This window comes from Bacillus sp. ChL18 (assembly GCF_026241425.1).
Lineage (GTDB): Bacteria > Bacillota > Bacilli > Bacillales > Bacillaceae > Bacillus > Bacillus velezensis.
This window is the reverse complement of record NZ_JAPHWE010000001.1, coordinates 1,676,148-1,700,010: the sequence shown is the minus strand read 5'-3', so window position 1 is coordinate 1,700,010 and position 23,863 is coordinate 1,676,148. Positions and strand designations below refer to the sequence as shown.

The window sequence follows — 23,863 nt, the reverse complement described above, 5'->3', positions numbered from 1 at the left end:
TAAAGAGTTCATGGCCAGTTGGACCGAATACATTCACTTTTTCCGTTTCCAGCCGATATATACAGTACAATACTGAATGCGGATAGCGAGGGATTGAATTGTCTTTACAACAATACGATATTTTATTGGATTCAGGCACAAACGAATTAGAAATCGTCAAATTTGAAGTAGGCGTCAATACATTTGGCATAAATGTGATGAAAGTCCGGGAAATCATTCAGCCGGTAGATGTCACATCTGTGCCTCAGTCTCATAAAGACGTAGAAGGGATGATTAAGCTGAGAGGCGAAATTCTTCCCGTCATCAGTCTGTATTCCTTTTTCGGCGTTGATGCCGAAGGAGCAAAAGACGATAAATATATCGTAACGGAATTCAACAAACGGAAAATCGTCTTTCACGTCGGTTCCGTTTCACAAATCCACAGGGTGTCCTGGGAGGCGATTGAAAAGCCGACTTCCCTGAACCAGGGCATGGAGCGGCATTTAACGGGAATCATCAAACTGGAAGACACGATGATCTTTCTGCCTGATTATGAAAAGATCATTTACGATATTGAATCGGCATCCGGAGTTGAGACTTATCATGTCCATCAGGAAGGATTTGATGAAAGACGGGCGGGTAAAAAACTGATCATCGTTGAAGATTCGCCGCTTCTGATGCGTCTTTTGACGGATGAGCTGACTGAGGCGGGGTACAGTGAAATCGTTACGTTTGAAAACGGAAAAGAAGCGTATGATTACGTCGTGGAATTGACGGATAACGGAGCAAACCTGTCAGACCATATTGACATGATTATCAGTGACATTGAGATGCCGAAAATGGACGGGCACCGTTTGACGAAGCTCCTTAAGGATAACCCGCAAAGCTCTGATGTGCCGATTATGATTTTCTCGTCTCTGATTACGGACGACCTGCGCCACCGGGGCGAAGTAGTCGGAGCGGATGAACAGATCAGCAAGCCTGAAATCAGCGAGCTCATTAAAAAAGTGGATACGTACGTGATTGAATAGAAAAAAGCCGATGCATGACGCATCGGCTTTTTTGCGGCGGAATTAAAAATAACTCTCACCAAGTTTTTTAAATACGGGTTTATGATAAACGGGCTGCTGCCTGTTGGCGGCAAGCGGTTTTTCCTTTAAGCCCACATATTTTTGCAATACGTTTTTCGCTTTTGTCAAAGACATTTGTGCTTTAGGATTGCGGTACGATTGATTTAACGTACCTAAATGCGGAAGATGCTGGAAGTCTTCTTTTGTTGGAGGCATGTGAAAATAGTAGTCTCCGATAGAGATAAGTACGTCTGACTGCTGTTGGCTAAACCTGGGATTATTTGAAAAGTGAAGCCCTATTTTTTTCCCTTTGCCTTCTTTCACAAGCTTTTGTAATGCCCGTTTTTTCAGCAGATAAAGGTATTTAGGGTTGGGGGCGGTTTTTGCATGGCGGTTCACAGTATAAACAGCTTTTGAAAGATTCTCGATGGTTGGCTGCAGCTCTTTCGAATAAGCGTGGTCGTCCATTATTTCTCTCCTTTGCATTGATCAAGTTCATATATAGATTATACTTTTTTAGCGTTGAAATGCAAATATTGATTATAAAAATACGCCTTTTTCTGATGAAAAGGGCGCATCTTTTTCCTTTATTAGACAGGATTCGCATGTTTTTCGGAATCAGCCTTTAATGATTGCTGCACATCGACCTCTGCTGCCTCGGCGCTGTATTTCGGAAGAGCGATAAAATAGAACACAAATACCGCTAAAATCACGATTCCCATGCCGTAATAAAGGTAATCAATATTGGTAACGAATTTCGGAAATAACAGGGCGACCAGTCCGAGTGTAATCGATTGGGCAAACATCATAAAAGGATCCTGCCAGCCGCTGACCCGGCCCATTATTTTCGGATGAACGATTTTCGGCATCCAGCCGCCGATGGCGATATTGACAGGGCCGATGCACATGCCGAGGACGAAAGCCGCCGCATAATAAATCCACAGCTTATCCGTATAGCCGAGGACAAAAATGAGCAGTCCGGCTGCCAAAATAGGAATCGACATCAAATGATGCGGTTTGACTTTTTTTGCGATCATCGTTCCGATTACACTTCCTGCAAGCAGGCCGAAGCCGAGTGCGACGGTGAAGATGGAAGTATGTGATTCGTAATGATCAGGCGCAAGTCCGTATTTCATCGTAAACATCGGCAGTACGGCAAAGCCGCCGTTGACAAAACCAAAGATAAAAAAGCCGAAAATAAGGGAAGCAAGCAATTTGTTTTTAACAATATATACGATCCCTTCCTTAAAATCAGCGACCGAGTCTTTCAGAAACGAATCTCCCCATTTAAAAGGGCCATTCGGCTGACGGGCTTCTTTCGGAATGCGGCAGGCGCGGATCAGAAAGCCTGATACAATAAAGCTGACAAAATCAAGGATAATGGCTCCGTGAATACCGATCGTTTTATACATAAACGCGCCTATACCGACGCCGAATACCATGAAGATGCTGAACAGGATCTGGTTAAGTCCCGCCGCTTTCGCGTAATGCTCCTTAGGCAGAATAGCTTGTACAAGGCTGGCTTCCGCCGGGAAAAAGAACTTGGTCACGGCGCTTCTGATGAACAAAATACAGAACACGAGAGGGATGCTCCCGGTGTATAATGCGGCAAACAATACGATCGTCAGTCCGGCTCTGATCCAGTCACAATTCTCTGCGACCTTTTTCCTGTCAAGCCGGTCAGCTGCGACACCGACAATCAGAAATACGAAAACTGTCGGCAGTGAATACATCAGCTCAGCCAAAGTCGTGTATGCCGGCTGGTTTGAAAAATGGTCCAGCAAGTAAAAAGCAAAAGCCATATTACCTACAGTCGTTCCCATTTGAGAAGCGAGTGCTGCGAAAAAGAGACGGACAAAATTGCGATTTTTAAATATATCCATAAACACGCTCCTTACCCTAAAGGTCCCACTGTAATATATTATCATCAGCTCGTTCCATTAACAAATAAGATCTTTCTATCTTATAATAGTCACCCTTGTTCCATTAGGAACGGTAGCGGCAAGTTCAGTGACGTCCTGATTATACATCCGGATGCATCCTTTTGATACCGCTTTGCCGATGGAGGAAGGATTATTTGTTCCGTGAATGCCGTAATGAATTTTAGAGAGGCTGAGCCAATAAGCGCCGAACGGGCCGCCGGGCTTAGGCTGGCGGTTCACGATGTAAAATTCTCCGGTCGGCGTGGTCGTCAATATTTTTCCGACTGCGATGGGGTACGTACGGATGAGCCTGCCAAGGCGGTATAACTCCAGTTTCTTCGCTCCGATATACACGATGATGGAGTAGGGAATGGTGGATGGATCGGGAAGATTCGGTATGATAATGTGCTGTCCCGCGTATATGACCGATTGGATTGAGGGATTTGCCTGAAGGAGAGCAGCAGTGCTTATTCTGAAGTCTTGCGCAATGCTTGAGATGGTTTCTCCTTGTTTCACTTGATATGTCAGCAGTTTCATCACCCTCCTTTTTGCTCTTTTCCATATACATATTACGGAGGGGGTGTCTGTGCATCAGGATAAAAGTCTTATTTTTGCTCGGATTTCAATGTGAACAGCGTGATTTCCGGTCTGGATAAAAATCGATACGGCAGTCTTGTCGTACCGAGCCCGCGATTGACGTAAACGGCTGTGTCATGCAGCGTATACATGCCGTGGGTATACGTTTTTCCGTAAGGAGGCGTAATGAGAGGGCCGAAAAACGGGAGCTGGACCTGGCCGCCGTGAGTATGTCCCGACAGCTGGAGGTTTACGGGATATCCGCCTATCTTGAGAGCGGCATCAGGCTCGTGGACGATTAAAATGGAAAATACATCTTCGGAAAGGCGGGACAGGGTGGCTTCATAATCGGGTTTTCCGAGCATTACATCATCCAAAAACGCGAGTTCAATCCGGCTTCCGTCTGTCAGCTGCACCTGACGATAGCCGTTTCGAAACACTTGAAAATCAGCCGCTTCCATCAGAGCCTTGTACGTGTTCGTGCCGTAGCCTCCGTGGTCATGGTTTCCGTAAACACAAAGTTTGCCGAAGGGAGCTTCAAGATTTTGCAGCACGGCGAGTGCACGCTGGTGATCATTAAATAAATGCGGCTTATCAATTAAATCTCCCGTAAAGATGAGCAGATCGGGTTTCAGCTGATTGATCTTTTCCGCTGCTTTATTCATGTCACCGGATGTAAACACATCACTGAGGTGCGTATCGCTGAATTGAACGATTTTAAAATTGTCAAAGCTGCGGGGGATCAGGCGGTTGGTGATTGTATGCCGGGTGATCTCAATCATGCGCGGTTCAATATACCGGGCATAGCCGTAACCTCCGCAAGCCATTGCGAGAGCTGCACCCAAAATGCCGAATCCTCTTTTTAAAAATGTTCTTCTGGTCATTTTCTCCATATGTAAAACCAACCTTTGTCAGAGTTGTTCTATTATATCATCAGCTTGGCTGAAAAATCCCTTCTCAGCATGTAATGACGCGGAAAGACATCTATGATAGAATTATGAATGATTATTCATTCAATAAAAGGGGTGGGTTTGTTATGGATAAGAAAGCGGTAATCATTACAGGCGGTTCAAGCGGCATGGGAAAAGCAATGGCGAAAAAACAGGCAGAATTAGGATGGCACGTCATGGTGACAGGGAGGAACCATGAAGCACTTGAGGAAACAAAAAAAGAAATTGAGACCTTTGAGGGGCAGGTCGCCTGTTTTCAAATGGATGTCCGTTCTGATTCCGCCGCTTCAGACATGATTACAGAAGCGAAAAAAGTCTTTGGCCGGCTCGATGCGCTGATTAACAATGCGGCCGGTAACTTTATTTGCCCGGCAGAGAAGCTGACGCCTAATGGATGGAAAGCTGTTATTGAGATTGTTTTAAACGGCACATTTTTCTGCAGCCAAGCCGCGGCAAGGCATTGGATCGAGCAGGAGCAGAAGGGCGTCATCTTAAATATGGCCGCTACATACGCATGGGGAGCGGGAGCGGGTGTCGTTCATTCCGCTGCAGCCAAAGCGGGGGTATTGTCACTGACAAGAACGCTGGCCGTTGAATGGGGGAGCAAATACGGCATCCGCACAAACGCGATAGCCCCAGGCCCGATTGAACGGACAGGCGGTGCGGAGAAGCTGTTTGAATCGGAAAAAGCGGTGTCCCGCACTATGAACAGTGTGCCGCTCGGCCGGCTGGGCACACCGGAAGAAATCGCCGCGTTGGCAGCGTTTTTGCTTTCTGATGAAGCGTCCTACATAAACGGGGATTGTATCACAATGGACGGAGGGCAATGGCTGAATCCTTATCCGTTTTAATTTTTCATATATTGATTATTTTGCAAAACAAGCGAACGTTAAAGCCGCCGTTCGCTTGTTTTATTTTCTATTCAAAATTATGATATAATTTTGAAAGATTAAGGGGCGGTTAATTGAAGAAATTATTAAAATGGTTCGTTGTACTATTTGTAAGCAGTTTCGTTATCATCTTTAATATTTGGTACTTTATCATTTGCGCTTTTACTCCGGAGTATTATCAAAATACCAATCTTACATCTGATGAAATAATCAGATTTGAAAAGCTATATCACATAGATTTTCCTGATGAAACGAAATTTATTAAAGCCAGGGAGTATTTGAGTGGGCTCGGAGGCGATACATCGGCTGTATTATATGTGTCTCTGCCAACTAAGCTGGCGGAAACAATTTTATCTGATTATACGTATATGCCAATAAATCATACTGATCATGCCGGTTCAATGTATGGAGTTGACGTTTCCGAGAGTGTTGGCGGGTTAACAACTCTTACATTTGGCACTTTAGATAAAAAAGGAACTTTCTTTCAGTTGAAACATGATGATGATTGGATATTAACAGCACTGATTGGAGCCATTATTTTTGGACAGCTGCCGGTTATAATGCTCTTATATTTATCCTTTTATTTGTGATTGTGAAACAAATGAACAACGTCCTTAATTAACCGGTCTAAAGAGTGATCTTAAAAATGTTCCCCTTTTATTTTAAGCTGCTGCCATACTGCCTCCTTTTCCCCTAATCTAAACATTTGTGGTGCTGATATAATTGTGTATAATCAGACAAAGATAGAGAAGCAGGTGATAACATGTTGGACCCACTTGATATACTGACGAATATTGATGATGTCATTCCGTATTACCAAGCGATTTTTAACGCTGAGGAACAAAGAGTCGTAGGCTACGAAGTGCTTGGCCGGATTTTGGCAGATGCGGAGATTGAGAGCCTTGGGCCGTTTTTCTTAGATTCCGGCATTCCGGAAGAATATAAGCTTGAGGTCGATGACAGAGTCATCAGGCAGGCGCTGGAGAGGTTTAAAGAAGCTGATCGTGATCTGTTGATTTTTATCAATCAGGATGCGAATGTATTGATGCTTGACCACGGCGAAAGCTTTCTTGAGCTTTTGAAAGAATACGAAGAGCAGGGCATTGAATTGAACCGTATTGTGCTTGAGATCACCGAGCACAATTTCGAAGGCGACATTGAACAGCTGTACCATATGCTTGCCTACTATCGTACATACGGCATTAAAATCGCGGTGGACAATATAGGTAAGGAGAGCAGCAACCTGGACAGAATCGCGCTCCTTTCACCGGACCTTCTGAAAATAGATTTGCAGGCGCTGAAGGTATCTCAGCCGTCACCATCATATGAGCATGTGCTGTACAGCATTTCATTGCTGGCGAGAAAAATCGGCGCCGCGCTGCTGTATGAAGATATAGAAGCTGATTTCCAGCTCCAGTACGCATGGAGAAACGGAGGCCGATTTTTTCAAGGCTATTATCTGCAGGCGCCGAGTGGCGATTTTATAGACCGGAGCCTGTTAAAAGCACGCTTGAAAACGGAGTTTCAGCAATTTATTACGAGAGAAAAAAAGAAGCTGGAAACGGTATATGAACACTCTGAGAATTTTTATAAGCGGGTCAATCAGGCAGTTTCCGAGCTGAAGAAAACCCATCAGGCGGACGATGAGTTTATTAAAAAACTGGCGGAAAACCTGACCGACTGCTGCTTCAGAATTTATATGTGTGATGAAGAAGGCTATCAGCTGACGGGAAATGTGTTCAAGCAGTCCGGCGAATGGCTTTATCAGCCTGAATACATGGAGAAAAACTGGAGCTGGCGTCCGTACTTTTTAGAAAATATCATGAAGATGCGGAATTCAAGAAAAGGCTTTTTCAGTGACCTGTACAGTGATATTGAGACAGGTGAGATGATCAGAACCTTTTCATACCCGATGGATGACAATATGTATTTATTTATCGATCTGCCTTACTCTTATTTATATGAACAGGACGGATTACTTTAAAGCGGCTGCTGTATGCCGCTTTTTTTGTTCATTTGAAAAAAGTTTTAAAAAACGTTTGACAATGATACTGATAATCATTATCATTTAGTTATAGAGAGAAGTTACTCTCTGTTCCCCAACCCCTCTATCAGATCAAGATCCGAAAAAACTTGGCGCTACCCCCGCCAAGTTTTTTTATGCTGTTTCCTCATAAAAGGGCTTCTCCTCACATACATCTGACAATGGCGGCTCAAAAAGCGAAAAATTATTTTTGAAAGGTGTATGACATTCCGAAAAAAGCTTCAAACTATTCGAAAACACGGTTTTCCCGTTTATTTCTTTTTGAAAATCCAGCGGGAAAATGCCATCCCGGTCTACTTTATGGTATGATGCTCTGTAGAACTTGTATTATAATAAATACTTGTTGATTTGAAGTTGTTTTTTGAAAGGAGTCTTTTTTTAGAATGTCACAATTAATGGGTATCATCACGCGGCTGCAAAGTCTGCAAGAAACAGCGGAAGCGGCTAACGAGCCGATGCAGCGTTATTTTGAAGTTAACGGCGAAAAAATTTGCAGTGTTAAATATTTCGAAAAAAATCAAACGTTTGAACTGACGGTTTTCCAAAAAGGTGAAAAACCTAACACATATCCGTTTGATAACATTGACATGATTTCTATTGAAATTTTTGAGCTCCTTCAGTAATTTGATTTGATTTTTCAGGCTGACCAAGCTTCCGGTCTTCCGCAAGCGGAGCTTTATTAAATTATGCAAAGGAACGTGCTTGTTCGTTTGGTTGTAGACTCTGGAAAGAGGAGTGTCCGTACATGGCTGATTCTTTTCTGTTTTATAATCTTTCTGAGGCACAGATGACCTTTCAAGACGTGACGGAGCGGCTGAAACGCTTTGTCAATAAAGACCCCCGTTCAGCATACGTGCTGTCTGTAGGGACTGATTCACAAGTTTACCGCGACTTCACAAAGTTTATTACGGCTATACACTTGCACCGTACAGGCAAGGGAGCTTGGGGCTGTTTGAAAAATCATGATCTTGCAAGACCGATACATAGCCTTCGCGAAAAAATTTCGCTGGAAACCGCGTTCAGCCAGGAGATGGCAGCGCATATCCTCGACGGCCGTCTTATGGAACTGACAGATTTGCTCTTGCCTTTTACGGATGAAGGGGCGGATCTTTCATTTGAAGTGCATCTGGATATCGGTCAAAAAGGGCTGACAAAAGAATTGATACAAGAAATGACCGGCCGCATTACCTCGATGGGCATTGAAGCGAAAATCAAGCCTGATTCCTGCACAGCATTCAGTTATGCCAATCGTTACACAAAATAATATTTCATACAGAATCCGCAAAATGTCGAATTATGCGGTTGACGATTTTTTTCTGTTTACTTATTCTAGCGGTAGAGCTGAAAGCAAATTTCACATTGCTTTCAGAGGTATTCAGTTAAAAATAGGGGGCCTGATTACGTATGAGTCTTATCAGTGAACGATTTACGGAAGAAGAACAGAAACTTCTGCTGAATATCCTGATCAATCAAGAATATGCCATTGAGCTTTTGACCAGCGAAATCAACGATATAGAAGCAGGGTCAAAAAGCGTTGATGGAACCACTTATAAAAAACTCGTAACGCTCTATGACCGTTTTCGGAATGAAAATTAATCAGCGGCCTATAAATTGATACTCGATTGCAAAGAGTATCTTTTTTATTGACGGAAACTTTTCGACAAAAAATGATAATGTTTATATTATTGCAATATAGGGAATACATGCTTTGATGAAAAATGTAAAGGGGTCGAAGTGACATGATTAGCTTACAATCAGATCAGCTTCTTGATGCAACAGTCGGACAATTTATGATCGAGGCGGATAAAGTGGCGCACGTTCAAGTCGGAAACAACCTTGAGCATGCTCTATTAGTGCTGACGAAAACCGGCTATACCGCCATTCCCGTCCTTGACGCTTCGTACCGTCTGCACGGTTTGATCGGGACAAATATGATTATGAACAGCATTTTCGGACTTGAACGGATCGAGTTTGAGAAGCTGGATCAAATTACGGTTGAGGAAGTCATGCTGAAAGACATTCCCCGTCTCCACATCAATGATCCGATTATCAAAGGGTTCAGCATGGTCATTAACAACGGCTTTGTCTGCGTTGAAAATGATGAAGGCGTCTTTGAAGGCATTTTCACGAGAAGAGTCGTGTTAAAACAGTTGAGCAGCCATATCAGATCATTGAATAAGTAGGCTCGCACGATCAGCCTATTTGTTCTTTTGATGCCGGAAAAAGAAAACGCATACATATGAGTGGCGCTTGCCTCGGCAGCCTTTATTTTATTAGAATGGTAGATAAGAAATACGAAAAGGCATTGAAAAGGAGGACGACATGCAGCTTCAAGAGCTTCATATGCTCGTAGTTTTAGCTGAGGAATTAAACATGAGGAAGGCTGCCGAACGGTTATTCGTGTCACAGCCGGCTCTGTCCCAGCGATTGCAGACCATTGAAAAAGCCTGGGGAACAAAGATCTTTCTAAGATCTCAAAAAGGACTTACGGTAACGCCGGCAGGAGAAAAAATCATACAATTTGCAAATGACGTCACGGATCGGCAAGAAAGAATCAGAGAAAACATTGATGAACTTGAGGGTGAGATTCACGGCACATTAAAGCTTGCCGTCGCCTCCATTATCGGGCAGCACTGGCTTCCGAAAGTGTTAAAAACATATGTGGAGCGTTATCCGAATGCAAAGGTCTCTCTCATTACAGGGTGGAGCAGCGAAATGCTGAAAAGTCTGTATGAAGATCAGGTACATATCGGCATTATCCGGGGAAATCCGGAATGGAAAGGCCGGAAAGATTATTTAATGACCGATCATTTATATTTGGTTGATACGGAAATTTCCTGTATTGATGATATAGCCCATACCGATCGGCCGTTTATCCAATTCAAAAGTGACAGTACATATTTTCAGGAAATTCAGCATTGGTGGCATCAAAAATTCAAAACCTCGCCGAAACAGACCATCCTCGTCGATCAGATTGAAACGTGCAAGCAGATGGCGCTGCACGGGATCGGTTATGCCATTCTGCCGTCAGTCACCTTAGAAGAGGAAGATAAAGTAAATAAAATGCCCCTGCTTGATACAAAGGACCATCCGATCGGCCGTGACACATGGCTGCTCGGATATGAGCCGGCATTTGAATTAAAACAGGTGCAGGCTTTTGTTTCTGTCATTAAAGATATGCTGAAGCAGGAACGCCCATTTTAGAAAGACAGCAATCATGCTGTCTTTTTTTATTTTTTATTGACAATGAAAATCATTATCATTTAAAGTGTTATATATGTTAATGAAAATCATTATCAATTACGAGGTGATCATATGCAGAAAGCATTAATGATATACGCAAGCATGTCGGGGAATACAGAGGATATTGCCGGCATTATAAAAGAAACACTGAGCGGGCATCAGATAGCAGTTGACTGTCTCGCCATGGACGAAGCAGATGCGGATTCTCTCGAAGCATATGATTATGTTTTTGTCGGCACATACACATGGGGGGATGGTGACCTTCCTTACGAAGCGGAAGATTTTTACGAAGATATTCTGCACAGCCAGCTCAACGGACTGAAAACGGCCTGTTTCGGTTCAGGCGATCACGCCTACCCGAAGTTTTGCGAAGCGGTCACGCTGTTTTGCGATGCGTTTGAACAGGCCGGAGCCAATTTATATCCGGAAACGCTGAAAATTGAGCTGGCGCCCGAGACGGCTGAAGATCAGGAATGCTGCAAAGAATTTGTCCGCGGTTTTCTTGCATGGGCCGCTCACTACGGAGACCGGTGCCATGTTTCATAAAGGCGCGACGGCTGTCATGGCATCAGTGACCTCAGGATATTTTGTCGCAGTGAAAGACGAAGGTATTTTTCATTTTTCCGCGGAAGAAGGCTGGAAAAGACTGTTCCGAGTGAAAAGCAGAATTCATGTGCTGACTTACATAGGGCCCTACATATTCGCGGCTGGAGAAAAAGGCGCCGTCCTCAGATCAGCCGATCAGGGAAAGACCTGGACGGCCTCTCGGTTTCCGACCAGCGCCTCCGTATGGGCCGTTGCCGGGCGGAATGACGGGTTTGTCTGTGCGCACGGCACATACTGCCTCTACTTATCTGATGATTTCGGCGTCACTTGGCATGTGGCTAAGCCCTTTTCACAATTAAAGGAGCCGCCTGTCATCCGTTCGCTTTGTTTACACGGTCAGACGATTTATATCGGCACCCGGATTCATATGAATCATGGCGGCATTTGGGCGTATGATCTTACGGAAGAACGCATCTGGCGTATAAGCCGCGAAAGGCAGCGCATGACGGCTTCAATGATGATGTATCAGAATGACTGGCTCATTGCAGCAAAGGGCGCGGCAAAGGGAGAACGGGGCGAGGTTGCCGTCCGAAACGTACGGATGCAAGAGGAGTTTGCCATTACAGCCGGGCCCGCCGTACGGGAAAAATCATTTCTCGACGTTTCTGAGGATAACGGGATTATTTATGTCACATCGTCACAGGGCGAAAACGGATTTTCGCGTATTTATCAAGCTGATCTCGCCGCCGGTGAATTAAAGTGGTTTGATACGATCCGCGGTCACGGATGGCGGGTGGCCAACCGGGAAGAAAACTTTTTTTGCGCGGGCCTTTACGAAAGTAAGTTTGTCAGACCGTATGAGGCGGTTCGGCTCGCACATTAGTTTTTATGCATAAAGGAGAGACGAAGATGGGGAATGTATTGCTTGTTTACGCTACAATGTCAGGAAACACCGAGGCGATGGCGGATTTAATTGAAAAAGGGCTGATCGAAGCACAAGCATCCGTAGACAGATATGAAGCGATGGATATTCATGCCGAACTTTTTAATGATTACGAGTATATTTTATTAGGCACATATACGTGGGGAGACGGGGATCTTCCTGATGAAATGCTCGATATTGCTGAAGATATGGAAAACCTGGAGTTTACGGGAAAAACATTTGCTTTGTTCGGTTCCGGAGATACGTCCTATGAGTTTTTTTGCGGAGCGCTTGACGAATTGGAAAAAGTAATCACGGCCCGCGGCGGGCGGGTAGTGCTGCCGTCGGTCAAAATTGAAAACAACCCTGAGGGCAGTGAGGAAGAAGAGCTCCGGGAATTCGGAAGACAGTTTGCCGCGCTGTGCAGCCAGCCGGCAGAATAAAGGCTTGTTCCTTTTTTTCTTGTCTTTGTATCCTTCCTTTGTTACAGTAATGAGGTAGAAAATCAGAGGAGGACAATACATATGAAAATGATGGATGCAAATGAAATTATTTCATTTATTCAAAATAGTACAAAATCAACGCCTGTAAAAGTGTATGTAAAAGGCGATCTTGAAGGAATCAGCTTTGGCGATTCCGCTAAAACATTCCTGAACGGCCAATCCGGCGTCGTTTTTGGCGAGTGGGCTGAAATTAAAAGCGCAATCGAAGACAACAAAGACAAAATTGAGGATTATGTCATTGAAAATGACCGCCGCAACTCTGCGATCCCGATGCTTGATTTAAAAGATGTTAAAGCGAGAATCGAGCCCGGCGCTATTATCCGCGACCAAGTCGAAATCGGCGACAATGCCGTTATCATGATGGGTGCATCTATTAATATCGGTTCAGTCATCGGCGAAGGTACGATGATTGATATGAACGTTGTGCTCGGTGGACGCGCGACTGTCGGCAAAAACTGCCACATCGGAGCGGGTTCTGTATTAGCGGGCGTTATTGAGCCGCCTAGCGCTAAGCCTGTTGTCGTGGAAGACGACGTTGTGATCGGCGCAAATGCGGTTGTGCTTGAAGGCGTAACAATCGGTAAAGGCGCGGTTGTCGCTGCCGGAGCCATCGTTGTAAATGACGTCGAGCCATATACCGTTGTAGCGGGAACACCTGCGAAAAAAATCAAAGATATCGATGAAAAAACAAAAGGCAAAACAGAAATCAAACAGGAATTACGCCAGCTGTAAGGAATGGTTTGATAGAATGGGCGTGGATGATAAAATCCACGCCTTATTCTTATCTCAAGGAGGAATACATATGGAAAAAGAGCGGCTCATTGCCATCCGAAGAGATCTGCACCGCATTCCGGAGATCGGCTTTCAGGAATATAAAACCCAACAGTACCTGCTGAATCTATTGAACCAATATCCAGAGGAAAGAATTGAAATCGAAACTTGGAGAACCGGCATCTTTGTCAAAGTCAACGGCACGGCTCCGGAAAAAATGCTCGCCTACAGAGCGGATATAGACGCTCTGTCGATTGAAGAGCAGACGGGGCTTCCGTTTGCATCTGAACACCCCGGTTTTATGCACGCATGCGGCCACGATATGCACATGACCATCGCGCTCGGCATTATTGATCATTTTGTCCATCATCCCGTCAAACATGATCTGCTCTTTTTATTCCAGCCGGCTGAAGAAGGACCGGGCGGAGCGGAACCGATGCTTGAAAGCGATGTGCTGAAAAAATGGACACCGGATTTGATTACCGCTCTCCATATAGCACCTGAGCTTCCTGTAGGCACAATCTCCACCAAAAGCGGATTGCTGTTTGCCAATACGAGCGAACTCGTCATCGATCTCGAGGGGAAAGGCGGGCATGCGGCATATCCGCATACAGCAGACGACATGGTCGTCGCCGCGAGCACGCTTGTCACGCAGCTGCAGACGGTCATATCCAGAAATACGGATCCGCTTGACAGCGCTGTGATCACTGTCGGAACGATTACCGGGGGCACGGCGCAAAATATCATCGCAGAGCATGCTCATCTGGAGGGAACCATCCGGACGCTTTCCGAGGAATCAATGCGTATGGTGAAAAAGCGGGTTGAAGAGCTTGTCAAAGGAATTGAAATCGGCTTCCGATGCAAAGGAAAAGTTACATATCCGTCCGTTTATCATCAAGTTTATAATACAAGCGGCCTGACCGAAGAATTTATGCAATTTGTCAGCGATCAGCAGCTTGCTGACGTGAGAACGGCGAAAGAAGCGATGACCGGAGAAGATTTCGGGTATATGCTGAAAAAATATCCCGGCTTTATGTTCTGGCTGGGGGCCGATTCATCCCACGGGCTTCATCACGCAAAGCTGAACCCGGATGAAGATGCGATGGAAACCGCGGTAAATGTCATGGTCGGATATTTTTCGAAGTATGCCAATTAAATCCGAAAAGAAGAATAATCTAACAAAAATTGAGCATTCTACATAACGGAGGTGTTCAATATGACGAAAAAAATTGGAATTGAACAATCTTTATCGGATGTAGAACAGGCGTTAAAACAAAAAGGATATGACGTAGTGATGATGAAGACTCCTGAGGATGCGAAGAATTGTGACTGCTGTGTCGTAACCGGACTTGACAGCAATGTCCAAGGGATTGCCGATACGTCAACTCAGGCTCCCGTCATTACGGCTTCCGGAATGACCGCCGACGAAATCTGCAGCGAAGTGGAAAAAAAATTTCATTAAAAAGAAAAAACCGAAGCTTACGCTTCGGTTTTTCTATTCGGCGGAAGCGGCGTTTTTAAAACGGTCGAGCGCGATTTTCATTTCTCTCCGCAGTACGCGTTCAACCCGCCATTGCTCCATATTTTCTGTTTTGGCAATGATTCTGAGCACCATTTCTGACGAGCTTAAATCCTGAACCCCGATGACGTCCGGCCCTTCCTTAATCTGCGGGAGCTCAGCGGCTGCTTTGTCACACGCGGTTTGCAGGATTTGAATGGTTTCATCAAGATTTTTTTCAAGCGGCACTTTAATATCGACAAGCGCCTGCATCGTTCCGCGGGAATGGTTGCTCACATTCGTAATGCCCCGGTTGGGAAGATAGTGAAGCGTGCCGTCAAAGCTCCGGATTTGCGTCGTACGGAGACCGACCTGCTCGACAATGCCGCTGTAGCCGGCAACCGTAATATAATCGCCGACGTCGATCTGTTTTTCCAAAAGGATAAAAAATCCGGTGACGATGTCACTGACGAGCCCCTGAGCCCCGAAGCCGACTGCGAGACCGACCACGCCGGCGCCGGCAATGAGAGCGCTCGGATTGTAGTGAAATAAATCCAAAATCATTACGATAAAAACGAAAATCAGGATGTATCCATATACATTAAGCGCGAGGCTTCGCAAAGTATAAGCGCGGCCTTTGGAGAGGTTGTTTTGTTGCTCGAATTTCTGAAACAGATGCTTGATCAGCTTTTTTCCTGCCGTCCGGAAAATAAAGTACGCTAAAATAATGAGAGCCAGCTTTATGATGAAAATCCCGGCAGATGTGAGAAGCCCGGCCCAATCAAAGTGTTTTAAATCAATCATAGTGTGTCTTCCTTTCAAGTCTATTGCAGAAAAAGCTAAAAGAGATATACCCGTTTTTAAAATAAAATAAACCTTTTAATAGAAATCAGTTATTTCATTTAAGATTTGTTCATATTGCCCGGTTTCAATATCATCATTTTTGTGAAGATATGAACTAAGAAATCGCCACACTCATTTTAACATGGTGATTCAGCCAAATCATATCCTTTGGAGGGAAAACAGGAGTACGTTGCCCGGCGAAACTGAAAGCCCCGGCAAAAAACCTTTTTCATAAGGAGGGTAATAAGATGAAATTACGTCAGCAAATGCCTGAATTGACAGGCGCTAAAGCATGGATTAACAGAGAAGTCACGAAGGAACAGCTGGTCGGCGGAAAGCCGGCACTGATTCACTTCTGGTCCGCCAGCTGCCGCATGTGTAAAGAAGCGATGCCTGAGATGAACGAATTTCGCGATAAATATAAAGATCAGCTGAATGTGGTGGCCGTTCACATGCCCCGTTCCGAAGATGATCTTGACCTTGAGAAAATCAAAGAAACAGCGGCTGAACACGATATCTCTCAGCCGATTTACGTCGACAGCGATCATACGCTGACTGAAGCATTTGAAAATGAATATGTGCCGGCTTATTACGTTTTTGATAAAAGCGGACAGCTCCGCCATTTTCAAGCGGGAGGAAGCGGGATGAAAATGCTTGAAAAACGCGTCAGCCGAGTACTTTCAGAATCGGAGCAGGCTTCTGAGTAATCGGGACAATCTCCGTCGGACTATTGTCTCGGTTCCGCAAACCCTTTGCCGTTTAGGTAACAGGGTTTTTTTGTGCCTATTGGATAAAAAAATCCAATATGCCATGTGTGGCTTAAAAAATAAGAGAAACAGCCGTAAACACGCTGTACCGCTTGTTTTATCCATATCATAATCTTTTACATATTATAGTCGAAAATTGTAGATATTACGCTAATTTTCATTAAACAAGTAATTTCAAGTTATATTTTGAAATGATTGAATAAATTGGAACTTTGTCCAGAATCCCCTATATGATAAGGGATTTTTGTATATAAAGTACCATTTTCAGAAAATAAGCAATTTTTCATAGAGTAAATAAAATAGTAAAATGATAAAATAATAGTTGATAAAATTACTTTTGTAATCTAATATCTTAATAAAAGCGTTTAAATTTTTGACAGGGGGTTTTACACATGTTTAATGAAAGAGAAGCGCTGCGCTTACGTTTAGAACAATTGAACGAAGCAGAGGTAAAAGTCATTCGTGAATATCAAATAGAACGTGATAAAATATATGCAAAACTGAGAGAATTAGACAATACAGGCAGCCTGTCCGATACAAAAAAAGAGTTTCGTCCGGAGAAAAAAAGTGACTCTCTCCCGGTGCTTGCAGAGCTTGCAGCACAGGAAATGAGAAGCTATCAAAAGCCGCAGACACAGCCTCAATCCTCCCAGCCGCAGATGCAGTCTATTACGTCTCTTCCCGCCGGCATTCCAGACGGTTCTACAAGAAGAAGAAGAGGGACGGCGAGACCGGGATCAAAAGCGGCAAAACTGCGCGAAGCAGCGATTAAAACATTGAAACGCCACAATGCAGCGATCAAAAGTTCCGAACTGCAAAAGGAAATTGAAAAGGAAAGCGGCCTTGAAATTCCTAATATGACAACATTTATGCAAAGCTTAATTAAAATGTATCCGGAAGTGAAAAAACCATACCGCGGCCAATATATTCTTGAGGGAGAAATTTCTCAGGAAACAGCAGAAACGGCAAATGATACGGCTGCTGAATAATAAAACAGTAAAAACTGCTTGCGTTACTCAAGCAGTTTTTTTGCGTTTTCCCGCTTATTCTGCGGAAGTGACGCATCTTTTCCCGGCTTTTTTTCAAGCTTGACGACATATTTTTGGAAAGGCTTTTCGCCGTCAGCACGTTCTTTCAACGCATCCAGTTTTTCATCAAACGACTGATCGCGGGACTCTGATTGTACAAATTGTTTTTGCAGGGAGATGACTTGTTCGGTAACGGCTTTAAGCAAGTCTTCTGCCTGAACAGTCTCTTTGGAAACAGAAGGGATTTCCAGAGCTTGTTCCGCCGGTTCCGCCGTGCGGCTGTCAATATCAGCAAAATGGCCGGCAATCCAAGCATCACTTTCGTCCAGCTGCCGTTTATATGAAAGAATGGTTTCTTGAAATAACTTTTCTTTCGTTTTTTCTATTTCTACAAGCCGTTCTTTTGTTTCTAGTATTCGATCTCTCATATGATTAATTTCTATTTTAATATGTTTGAGCTGGTATTCTTTTTCTATCATTTGTGTTTGGAGCCGGGTATTTTCGTCTGCAGCGGCATGATAACGCTGTTTCATATCTTCGTGAGAAGTCCGTTCAGTTTGAATGGCGGTCTCAAGTGAGCGGATGCGGGTATGTAAGTTTTTATTTTCTTCTTTAAATTTTACATTTGTAAGATGCAGACGGTGCTTTTCTTCCATCTCATTTTTCCGCCGAAACGTTTCCTGCTGAAGCAGTTCTTGCAGAATGACGATTTTATCGAGCAGCCCGGCTCTGATTTCATGCAAAGAACGTTCCGTGTCACTTGTCTGTTTGTGTTTTTGAGCCATGGCTTCCAATTCGTCAGAAAGCTTGTGAAGCCGCTCTTTAATATTGGCGTTTTCCTCCTGAAGCTTATTATTTTTTTGATGGAAGTAGCTTGCTTCAAATTCTGAAATTAATTTTCTGCATCTGGAAAGTTCAGATTTCAAGTAAAGGTTCTCTTGAGAAGTGTCGTGGAAAAACGGACCGGATATTTTCATAAGAACCATCTCCCTCATGATGTTAACACTACAATATGGGAAAGGAACAACGGCTATTCCTCTTATTTAAACAGACAAGCACCGTAATATTGTATTTCGGCTGAGGCGTTTGCTATGCTTTTATATAGAATGGGAGAGAGATGACATGAAACGGGTGAATGTAATATTAGCGGGGGGAGCTTCCCGAAGATTCGGAGAACCGAAAGCTTTTGCAAAGTGGAAGGGCGGCATGTTTTATGAACAGGTGAAAAAAGCCTTCGGCGGCGGAGAAACGGTAATTATCAGCCGCCCTGAACATATAAAAAAGTTCTTATCAAACAGGGAGCGGCATGTTTTGGCCGATGAGCCGCGGTTTCGGGGAATGGGTCCGCTTGCCGGCATCTATACGGCAATGAAACAAACGGAAGGCGAAATATATACGGTCATATCCTGTGACACGCCGCTCGTGACAAGAAAAACGATGGCGGCGCTTGAAATGAAGCTGACCGGAAACCTGGACGCTGTCATACCGGTTTGTGAAAACAGAGAGCAGCCCCTCTTGGCGGTTTATCATAAGCGGGTGCAGGATGTGCTTTTTGATCAGCTGACACAAAACAAACTGAAAATGACAGACACGCTGAAACGGCTGTCTGTCTGTTATGTGCAGGCTGAAGACATCGGCGCCGGGCCGGAGGAGTTCGCTAATATCAACACACGGGACGATTACACCAGACTTTTGGCGCGTGTCGAGTCTTCAAATCAAGACTGATCGGGAAGAAACATGGTATGATGGAAATAAAAATGCAAGGGGACAACACAGATGGAAGAGCGCTATTCGCGGCAGACAAGATTTAAGCCGATAGGGGAAAAAGGGCAGCAGGCGCTGGCTGACAGCAGTGTCCTGATTGTCGGAGCCGGAGCCCTCGGAACAGCAGCAGCAGAGGGTTTGGCAAGAGCCGGAGCGGGCCGTATGGCGATTATTGACCGGGATTATGTGGAATGGAGCAATTTACAAAGACAGCAGCTGTATACAGAAGAAGACGCGAGACAGCGCCTGCCGAAAGCAATGGCGGCCAAGGCGCGTCTTTTGGCGGTAAACAGTGATATACATATCGATGCTTACGCGGCGGAAGGTACGGCGGAAACGCTCGAACCGCTGATCGAACAAGCGGATTGCATCGTGGATGCGACAGATAATTTTGAAACGAGAATGGTCATCAATGATCTGGCGCTGAAAACGAAAACACCTTGGATTTACGGGGCCTGTGTCAGCAGTCAGGGAATGTGCATGACGATTATTCCGGGGGTTACGCCGTGTTTATCCTGCCTGTTTGAGCAAATGCCCGTGGGCGGAGCGACATGTGATACAGCAGGCATCATACCTCCGGCGGTTCATATCGTCTCCGCTTATCAGCAGGCTGAGGCGCTGAAATTGCTGACAGGAAATCATGCGGCGGTAAATCGGCGCTTTTTCACGTTTGACGTGTGGAATAATACCAATCTGAGCATAAATGTGGATCAGATCAAACGGGATCATTGCCCTTCCTGCGGCGCGGAGCCCGTATATCCGTATCTGCAGCCTGAAAACAGGCCGAAAGCAAGCGTGCTGTGCGGAAGAGACACCGTTCAAATCAGATCGGAAGCCTTAAAGAGGCTGGATAAAGAAGAGCTTGTCAAACGTCTGAAGCAGATCGGTAAAGTGGAAGCAAATGAATTTCTGCTGCACATGGCGTATGAGCGCTTCAGAATCGTTATTTTTCAGGATGGACGGGCTCTGATTCACGGTACAAACGATATAAAAGAAGCAAATTCAGTTCTGGCCAGGGTGATCGGACTGTAGGAAGGGGAGATATTGCTATGCTTGAAAAAAGAACGCCGATTCAGGTGGACGAAGCAGTCCGCCGGGTGAGCCGGTATAAAAAACAGGGGGATACCGAATGGGTGGCGCTTGAGGACAGTCTCCACCGCTATTTGGCGGAGGATGTTAAGGCGGATCATGATGTGCCGGCCTTTAACCGTTCCCCGTATGACGGGTTTGCCATCAGGGCGAGCGATTCAAAAACGGCTTCCCGTGACAATGCCGTCACCTTTGAAGTCATTGACCATATCGGGGCCGGCGCCGTGTCAGAAAAAGAACTCGGGCCTTATGAAGCGGTCCGCATTATGACGGGGGCGCAGATTCCAAAAGGTGCGGATGCCGTAGTGATGCTTGAGCTGACAAAAACGTTTTCTGAAAACAGGACGAATTACATGTCAGTGAAACGCCCTTTTCATGCGGGTGATAATATTTCATATCAAGGAGAAGATGCGAAAAAGGGCAGCTCGCTATTAAAAAAAGGGACGAAAATCACGCCGGGCGTAACCGCTCTTTTAGCAACCTTCGGCTATGCTTCTGTTCCAGTGGTCAGAAAGCCGGTTGTCGGCATTATCGCAACGGGGACCGAGCTTCTTCATGTCAGCGATCCGCTTGAGCCGGGGAAAATCCGCAACAGCAACGCAGCCATGGTGTATGCCCAGGTCATTGAAGCGGGCGCGGTACCGCTGAACTTAGGGAAAATTTCCGATGATTTTGATGACAGCTATGATGCGGTGAAGGAAGCTATGAAAAAAGTTGATTTTCTGATCACAACCGGCGGCGTGTCAGTCGGCGATTTTGATTTTCTTCCAGACATTTATAATAAGCTCGGAGCGGAAGTTCTTTTTAACAAAGTGGCAATGCGCCCGGGGAGCGTGACAACTGTCGCCCGGGCCGATGACATGCTGCTGTTCGGCCTTTCAGGCAATCCGTCCGCATGTTATGTCGGATTCACCCTGTTCGTCAAACCGATGATTCAGACATGGCTTCTGAATGAAAAACCTCATTCCGGATGGGCGGAAGCCGTGTTAACAAACGACTTTCCGAAACCGAATCCGTTTACGAGATTTGTGAGGGCATTTGTTTATCATAAGGACGGAAAGATGATGGCGTCACCGGTCGGTCTCGATAAATCAAGCTCAGTCACATCTCTAGCCGGAGCAAACGCGTTTATCCTTCTGCCGGGAGGAACGAGGGGGTATGAAGCGGGCCGGACGGTTCACGCGCTCCTCATCCGTGATGAGAATGGAAGTGAATGGCCGTGGTCAATTCTTTCCCGATCGTCCAGATCGTAGGTTTTCAAAACAGCGGTAAAACAACGTTTATTGAAAGTGTGCTGAAAGCGGCGCCGAAAGAGTGCAATATTGGATGTTTAAAACATCACGGACATGGCGGAGAACCGGAACCTTTTTCTGACGGAAAAGACTCGGAGCGTTTTTCAAAAGCCGGAGCCGCGGTTACGGCAGTAGAAGGGGACGGCGTCCTGCAGCTTACGGCGCGAAAAAAATGGGATCTGGCGGGTTTGATCAGTCTGTATGAATGTCTGGGAATTGACGGTCTTCTCATAGAGGGATTTAAACATGCGCCGCATCCGAAAATCATTATGATCAAAGACAGCGAAGATTGGCAAAAGCTGAAGCATTTGGAGCGCGTGATCGCAGTTGTCAGCAGAAATACGGAGCATATGCCGGCAGATGCAGGCATGCCCGTATTCCATGCGGACGATCCGGCTGCCATGATGTTTGTGCTTTCGCAGCTGAAAGGGGAATCTGCTTAAATGGAACGTTTTCAAATTACAAGGGAACCTATCATTGCGGAAAATATCGTAAAAAAAGTTGAAAAGCGTGAAGCCGGCGCCATCACAACGTTTATCGGTACGGTCAGAGAGTGGACTGCAGGACGGCGGACGGTGCGGCTCGAATATGAAGCGTATGAACCGATGGCTGTTCAAATGCTTTCTCAAATCGGCAGTGAAATCAGCGCGAAATGGGAAGGAGCCGAAGCTGCAATCACTCACCGTGTCGGCGTCCTTGATATCGGAGAAGCAGCGGTCGTAATCGCCGTGTCTTCACCGCACAGAAAGGCGGCATATGAGGCGAATGAATATGCAATTGAACGGATAAAACAGATTGTGCCGATATGGAAAAAAGAAATCTGGGAAGACGGAGAAGAATGGATAGGCGATCAGCTGGAAACAACGCCCTATCCGAACGGAAAACCGGATTTGGATAAAGGGGAATCGCGATGATTAAAGTATTATTGTTTGCCGGGCTTGCGGAGCAGGCGGGAACACCGGTCATTGAACTTGACGAAAAAGAGACGGCGGCGTCTGCTGTAAAAACGCTGCTAAAGGAACGGTACGGCCTTCAGACGATTGACAATGCCATGATCGCAATCAATGAAACATATGTAAAAGACAACAGCATCGTAACAGAAGGTGATACCATTGCCTTTATCCCTCCTGTAAGCGGAGGGTGAAAAAAGAGCCGGATGTGCATCATTGCCATCCGGCTTTTTGTATATAGAAGCTGAATTCCGGAGAATATCCAAATGGGATTTAAAGGGATTTGTGATTGAGGCGGTTTTGATTACATGAATAGGCTGAAGACAGTGCCTTCACAAGGCTTTGAACCTCCCGTCATACCGGTCTGACAATGCTTTTTTTTACATAATTATGGAACGTAAAGCTGAGAATTTGTGTTACAATTTAGCATAAATACGCAAACGGCAAAAAAATTGAAACTTCTCTCAGCCTAAAGCGTACGTATAAACAGAATAATACATAGGAGGCATCAGCAATATGGAACCAAACCTGGAAAAAAGCAATACGGCAGTAACGGAAAAGCCGTCAATTTTCGGCGTCATTACAAGTCCTGTTGTGCAGTTTAAAAGATTAAAAGAAAAGCCGGTCATCGGCATTCCTCTCCTGATTGTCATCATTCTCATCGCGGCTGGCAGTATTTTGCGCGGATTGGGGATGAATTATGAAGAAGTGCTGAACAGCTCATCTCTTGACGGATTGTCGGATGATCAGATTGAAATGACCAAAACCATTGCTAAATTCGGCTCGATGTTCGGAGGAATCTTCGGGGGCATTATCGCTCTGTTTATCGTTCCGCTCATTTACTGGCTGTGCGTCAAAATTTCAGGCGGCGTGACAACTTACAAAAAAATGCTCTCACTCAGCCTGTTTACGGCATTTATTACCAATATCGGCTTAGTTATTAACGGTCTTGTTACTTATTTTACCGGTGCGGGCTCACTGTACGCCGTTACATCTTTGGCGAGTGTCATACCGGCCGGAGACGGCGTCGCGGTCTTTTTAAGCGCGTTTGACATTTTCAGCATCTGGAGCTATATTCTGCTCGCTTTGGGACTTCGCTATACAGGCGGCATTTCGAAAAAAGCGGCCTGGACTTCCGCGATTGTCCTGTTTGTTATTATGCTTTTGGTTTCGGCAGTCGGAGGACTGTTAAGTTCAGTGACAGCAGGTGTATAAC

Annotated in this window: 29 protein-coding genes and 1 pseudogene; 24 read left to right on the top strand and 6 right to left on the bottom strand. The window is 45.2% G+C overall.

Annotated features, from left to right (window positions below; translation table 11 throughout):
* The first annotated feature begins 98 nt into the window (after positions 1 to 98).
* Complete coding sequence (cheV, locus tag OQ477_RS08230) at positions 99 to 1,010, top strand: chemotaxis protein CheV (RefSeq protein ID WP_014304917.1); 912 nt, start codon at positions 99 to 101, stop codon at positions 1,008 to 1,010.
* Positions 1,011 to 1,052: 42 nt separating this feature from the next.
* Here cheV and OQ477_RS08225 read toward each other — a convergent pair whose 3' ends face one another.
* The 4 genes from OQ477_RS08225 to OQ477_RS08210 form a co-directional block, all read right to left on the bottom strand.
* A complete protein-coding gene (locus OQ477_RS08225) occupies positions 1,053 to 1,517 on the bottom strand; it encodes a YkyB family protein (protein ID WP_265972033.1) in 465 nt (154 codons plus the stop codon).
* A gap of 122 nt (positions 1,518 to 1,639) precedes the next feature.
* On the bottom strand, positions 1,640 to 2,932 hold the full coding sequence (locus OQ477_RS08220) for an MFS transporter (RefSeq protein WP_007611093.1): 1,293 nt from the start codon (positions 2,930 to 2,932) through the stop codon (positions 1,640 to 1,642).
* A gap of 75 nt (positions 2,933 to 3,007) precedes the next feature.
* Positions 3,008 to 3,502, bottom strand: coding sequence for a L,D-transpeptidase family protein (locus OQ477_RS08215; RefSeq protein ID WP_088462390.1), 495 nt, complete (start codon positions 3,500 to 3,502; stop codon positions 3,008 to 3,010).
* Between the two features lie 74 nt (positions 3,503 to 3,576).
* Positions 3,577 to 4,440: a metallophosphoesterase gene (locus OQ477_RS08210; RefSeq protein ID WP_265972031.1), complete on the bottom strand. Its 864-nt coding sequence runs from the start codon at positions 4,438 to 4,440 to the stop codon at positions 3,577 to 3,579.
* A gap of 143 nt (positions 4,441 to 4,583) precedes the next feature.
* Here OQ477_RS08210 and fadH point away from each other — a divergent pair, with 143 nt between their 5' ends.
* The 14 genes and pseudogenes from fadH (at position 4,584) to OQ477_RS08140 (ending at position 14,878) form a co-directional block, all read left to right on the top strand.
* Positions 4,584 to 5,348 (top strand): 2,4-dienoyl-CoA reductase, encoded by a 765-nt coding sequence (gene fadH / locus OQ477_RS08205; protein ID WP_003154618.1) that lies wholly within the window; start codon positions 4,584 to 4,586, stop codon positions 5,346 to 5,348.
* Positions 5,349 to 5,461: 113 nt separating this feature from the next.
* Positions 5,462 to 6,009 (top strand): annotated as a pseudogene (locus OQ477_RS08200) (hypothetical protein).
* 141 nt (positions 6,010 to 6,150) lie between these two features.
* On the top strand, positions 6,151 to 7,371 hold the full coding sequence (locus OQ477_RS08195) for an EAL-associated domain-containing protein (RefSeq protein ID WP_007409615.1): 1,221 nt from the start codon (positions 6,151 to 6,153) through the stop codon (positions 7,369 to 7,371).
* A gap of 443 nt (positions 7,372 to 7,814) precedes the next feature.
* Positions 7,815 to 8,054 (top strand): YkuJ family protein, encoded by a 240-nt coding sequence (locus OQ477_RS08190; RefSeq protein WP_003154613.1) that lies wholly within the window; start codon positions 7,815 to 7,817, stop codon positions 8,052 to 8,054.
* 122 nt (positions 8,055 to 8,176) lie between these two features.
* Positions 8,177 to 8,695 carry a ribonuclease H-like YkuK family protein gene (locus OQ477_RS08185; RefSeq protein WP_007409617.1) on the top strand — a complete coding sequence of 173 codons (519 nt, stop codon included), beginning with the start codon at positions 8,177 to 8,179 and terminating at the stop codon, positions 8,693 to 8,695.
* Between the two features lie 140 nt (positions 8,696 to 8,835).
* A complete protein-coding gene (abbA, locus tag OQ477_RS08180; protein ID WP_003154609.1) occupies positions 8,836 to 9,027 on the top strand; it encodes an antirepressor AbbA in 192 nt (63 codons plus the stop codon).
* 143 nt (positions 9,028 to 9,170) lie between these two features.
* The gene (gene cbpB, locus OQ477_RS08175) at positions 9,171 to 9,614 is read left to right on the top strand and encodes a cyclic-di-AMP-binding protein CbpB (RefSeq protein ID WP_003154608.1); all 444 of its coding nucleotides are present in this window, start codon (positions 9,171 to 9,173) and stop codon (positions 9,612 to 9,614) included.
* Between the two features lie 139 nt (positions 9,615 to 9,753).
* Positions 9,754 to 10,635 carry a transcriptional regulator CcpC gene (gene ccpC, locus OQ477_RS08170; RefSeq protein ID WP_007611101.1) on the top strand — a complete coding sequence of 294 codons (882 nt, stop codon included), beginning with the start codon at positions 9,754 to 9,756 and terminating at the stop codon, positions 10,633 to 10,635.
* Positions 10,636 to 10,746: 111 nt separating this feature from the next.
* On the top strand, positions 10,747 to 11,220 hold the full coding sequence (locus tag OQ477_RS08165) for a flavodoxin (RefSeq protein ID WP_265972030.1): 474 nt from the start codon (positions 10,747 to 10,749) through the stop codon (positions 11,218 to 11,220).
* Positions 11,210 to 12,103: a WD40/YVTN/BNR-like repeat-containing protein gene (locus OQ477_RS08160; RefSeq protein WP_265972029.1), complete on the top strand. Its 894-nt coding sequence runs from the start codon at positions 11,210 to 11,212 to the stop codon at positions 12,101 to 12,103. The genes OQ477_RS08165 and OQ477_RS08160 overlap by 11 nt, the downstream gene beginning before the upstream one ends.
* 26 nt (positions 12,104 to 12,129) lie before the next feature.
* Positions 12,130 to 12,585, top strand: a complete 456-nt coding sequence (locus OQ477_RS08155; protein ID WP_032874735.1) for a flavodoxin — start codon at positions 12,130 to 12,132, stop codon at positions 12,583 to 12,585.
* 81 nt (positions 12,586 to 12,666) lie between these two features.
* Positions 12,667 to 13,377: a 2,3,4,5-tetrahydropyridine-2,6-dicarboxylate N-acetyltransferase gene (gene dapD, locus OQ477_RS08150; RefSeq protein WP_265972028.1), complete on the top strand. Its 711-nt coding sequence runs from the start codon at positions 12,667 to 12,669 to the stop codon at positions 13,375 to 13,377.
* A gap of 70 nt (positions 13,378 to 13,447) precedes the next feature.
* Complete coding sequence (locus OQ477_RS08145) at positions 13,448 to 14,572, top strand: N-acetyldiaminopimelate deacetylase (RefSeq protein ID WP_265972026.1); 1,125 nt, start codon at positions 13,448 to 13,450, stop codon at positions 14,570 to 14,572.
* A gap of 60 nt (positions 14,573 to 14,632) precedes the next feature.
* Complete coding sequence (locus OQ477_RS08140; RefSeq protein ID WP_003154596.1) at positions 14,633 to 14,878, top strand: YkuS family protein; 246 nt, start codon at positions 14,633 to 14,635, stop codon at positions 14,876 to 14,878.
* Positions 14,879 to 14,911: 33 nt separating this feature from the next.
* Here the strand turns inward: OQ477_RS08140 and OQ477_RS08135 are convergent, their stop codons facing one another.
* Positions 14,912 to 15,718: a mechanosensitive ion channel family protein gene (locus OQ477_RS08135; RefSeq protein WP_044801353.1), complete on the bottom strand. Its 807-nt coding sequence runs from the start codon at positions 15,716 to 15,718 to the stop codon at positions 14,912 to 14,914.
* A 287-nt stretch (positions 15,719 to 16,005) separates the two neighbouring features.
* On the opposite strand from OQ477_RS08135, the gene OQ477_RS08130 reads away from it, so the two are divergent.
* Both OQ477_RS08130 and rok read left to right on the top strand, forming a co-directional pair.
* On the top strand, positions 16,006 to 16,464 hold the full coding sequence (locus tag OQ477_RS08130) for a TlpA disulfide reductase family protein (protein WP_032874741.1): 459 nt from the start codon (positions 16,006 to 16,008) through the stop codon (positions 16,462 to 16,464).
* Between the two features lie 452 nt (positions 16,465 to 16,916).
* Positions 16,917 to 17,513, top strand: coding sequence for a transcriptional regulator Rok (rok, locus tag OQ477_RS08125; RefSeq protein ID WP_003154591.1), 597 nt, complete (start codon positions 16,917 to 16,919; stop codon positions 17,511 to 17,513).
* A 23-nt stretch (positions 17,514 to 17,536) separates the two neighbouring features.
* Here the strand turns inward: rok and OQ477_RS08120 are convergent, their stop codons facing one another.
* Entirely contained in the window at positions 17,537 to 18,529 is a 993-nt protein-coding gene (locus OQ477_RS08120; protein WP_265972025.1) for a sporulation protein, read from the bottom strand.
* Positions 18,530 to 18,674: 145 nt separating this feature from the next.
* Here OQ477_RS08120 and OQ477_RS08115 point away from each other — a divergent pair, with 145 nt between their 5' ends.
* The 7 genes from OQ477_RS08115 to OQ477_RS08085 all read left to right on the top strand — a co-directional run bounded on the left by OQ477_RS08115 (position 18,675) and on the right by OQ477_RS08085 (position 23,862).
* Entirely contained in the window at positions 18,675 to 19,277 is a 603-nt protein-coding gene (locus OQ477_RS08115; RefSeq protein ID WP_265972024.1) for a molybdenum cofactor guanylyltransferase, read from the top strand.
* Between the two features lie 51 nt (positions 19,278 to 19,328).
* On the top strand, positions 19,329 to 20,348 hold the full coding sequence (locus tag OQ477_RS08110) for a molybdopterin-synthase adenylyltransferase MoeB (RefSeq protein ID WP_265972023.1): 1,020 nt from the start codon (positions 19,329 to 19,331) through the stop codon (positions 20,346 to 20,348).
* A 17-nt stretch (positions 20,349 to 20,365) separates the two neighbouring features.
* Positions 20,366 to 21,658 carry a gephyrin-like molybdotransferase Glp gene (glp, locus tag OQ477_RS08105; protein ID WP_265972022.1) on the top strand — a complete coding sequence of 431 codons (1,293 nt, stop codon included), beginning with the start codon at positions 20,366 to 20,368 and terminating at the stop codon, positions 21,656 to 21,658.
* Positions 21,619 to 22,140 (top strand): molybdopterin-guanine dinucleotide biosynthesis protein B, encoded by a 522-nt coding sequence (gene mobB / locus OQ477_RS08100; protein WP_265972021.1) that lies wholly within the window; start codon positions 21,619 to 21,621, stop codon positions 22,138 to 22,140. The genes glp and mobB overlap by 40 nt, the downstream gene beginning before the upstream one ends.
* Entirely contained in the window at positions 22,141 to 22,611 is a 471-nt protein-coding gene (locus tag OQ477_RS08095; RefSeq protein WP_003154579.1) for a molybdenum cofactor biosynthesis protein MoaE, read from the top strand.
* Complete coding sequence (gene moaD / locus OQ477_RS08090; protein ID WP_007409633.1) at positions 22,608 to 22,841, top strand: molybdopterin converting factor subunit 1; 234 nt, start codon at positions 22,608 to 22,610, stop codon at positions 22,839 to 22,841. Before OQ477_RS08095 ends, moaD begins: the two co-directional genes overlap by 4 nt.
* Before the next feature lie 322 nt (positions 22,842 to 23,163).
* Positions 23,164 to 23,862 carry a Yip1 family protein gene (locus tag OQ477_RS08085; protein WP_042635154.1) on the top strand — a complete coding sequence of 233 codons (699 nt, stop codon included), beginning with the start codon at positions 23,164 to 23,166 and terminating at the stop codon, positions 23,860 to 23,862.
* Position 23,863: the final 1 nt, after the last annotated feature.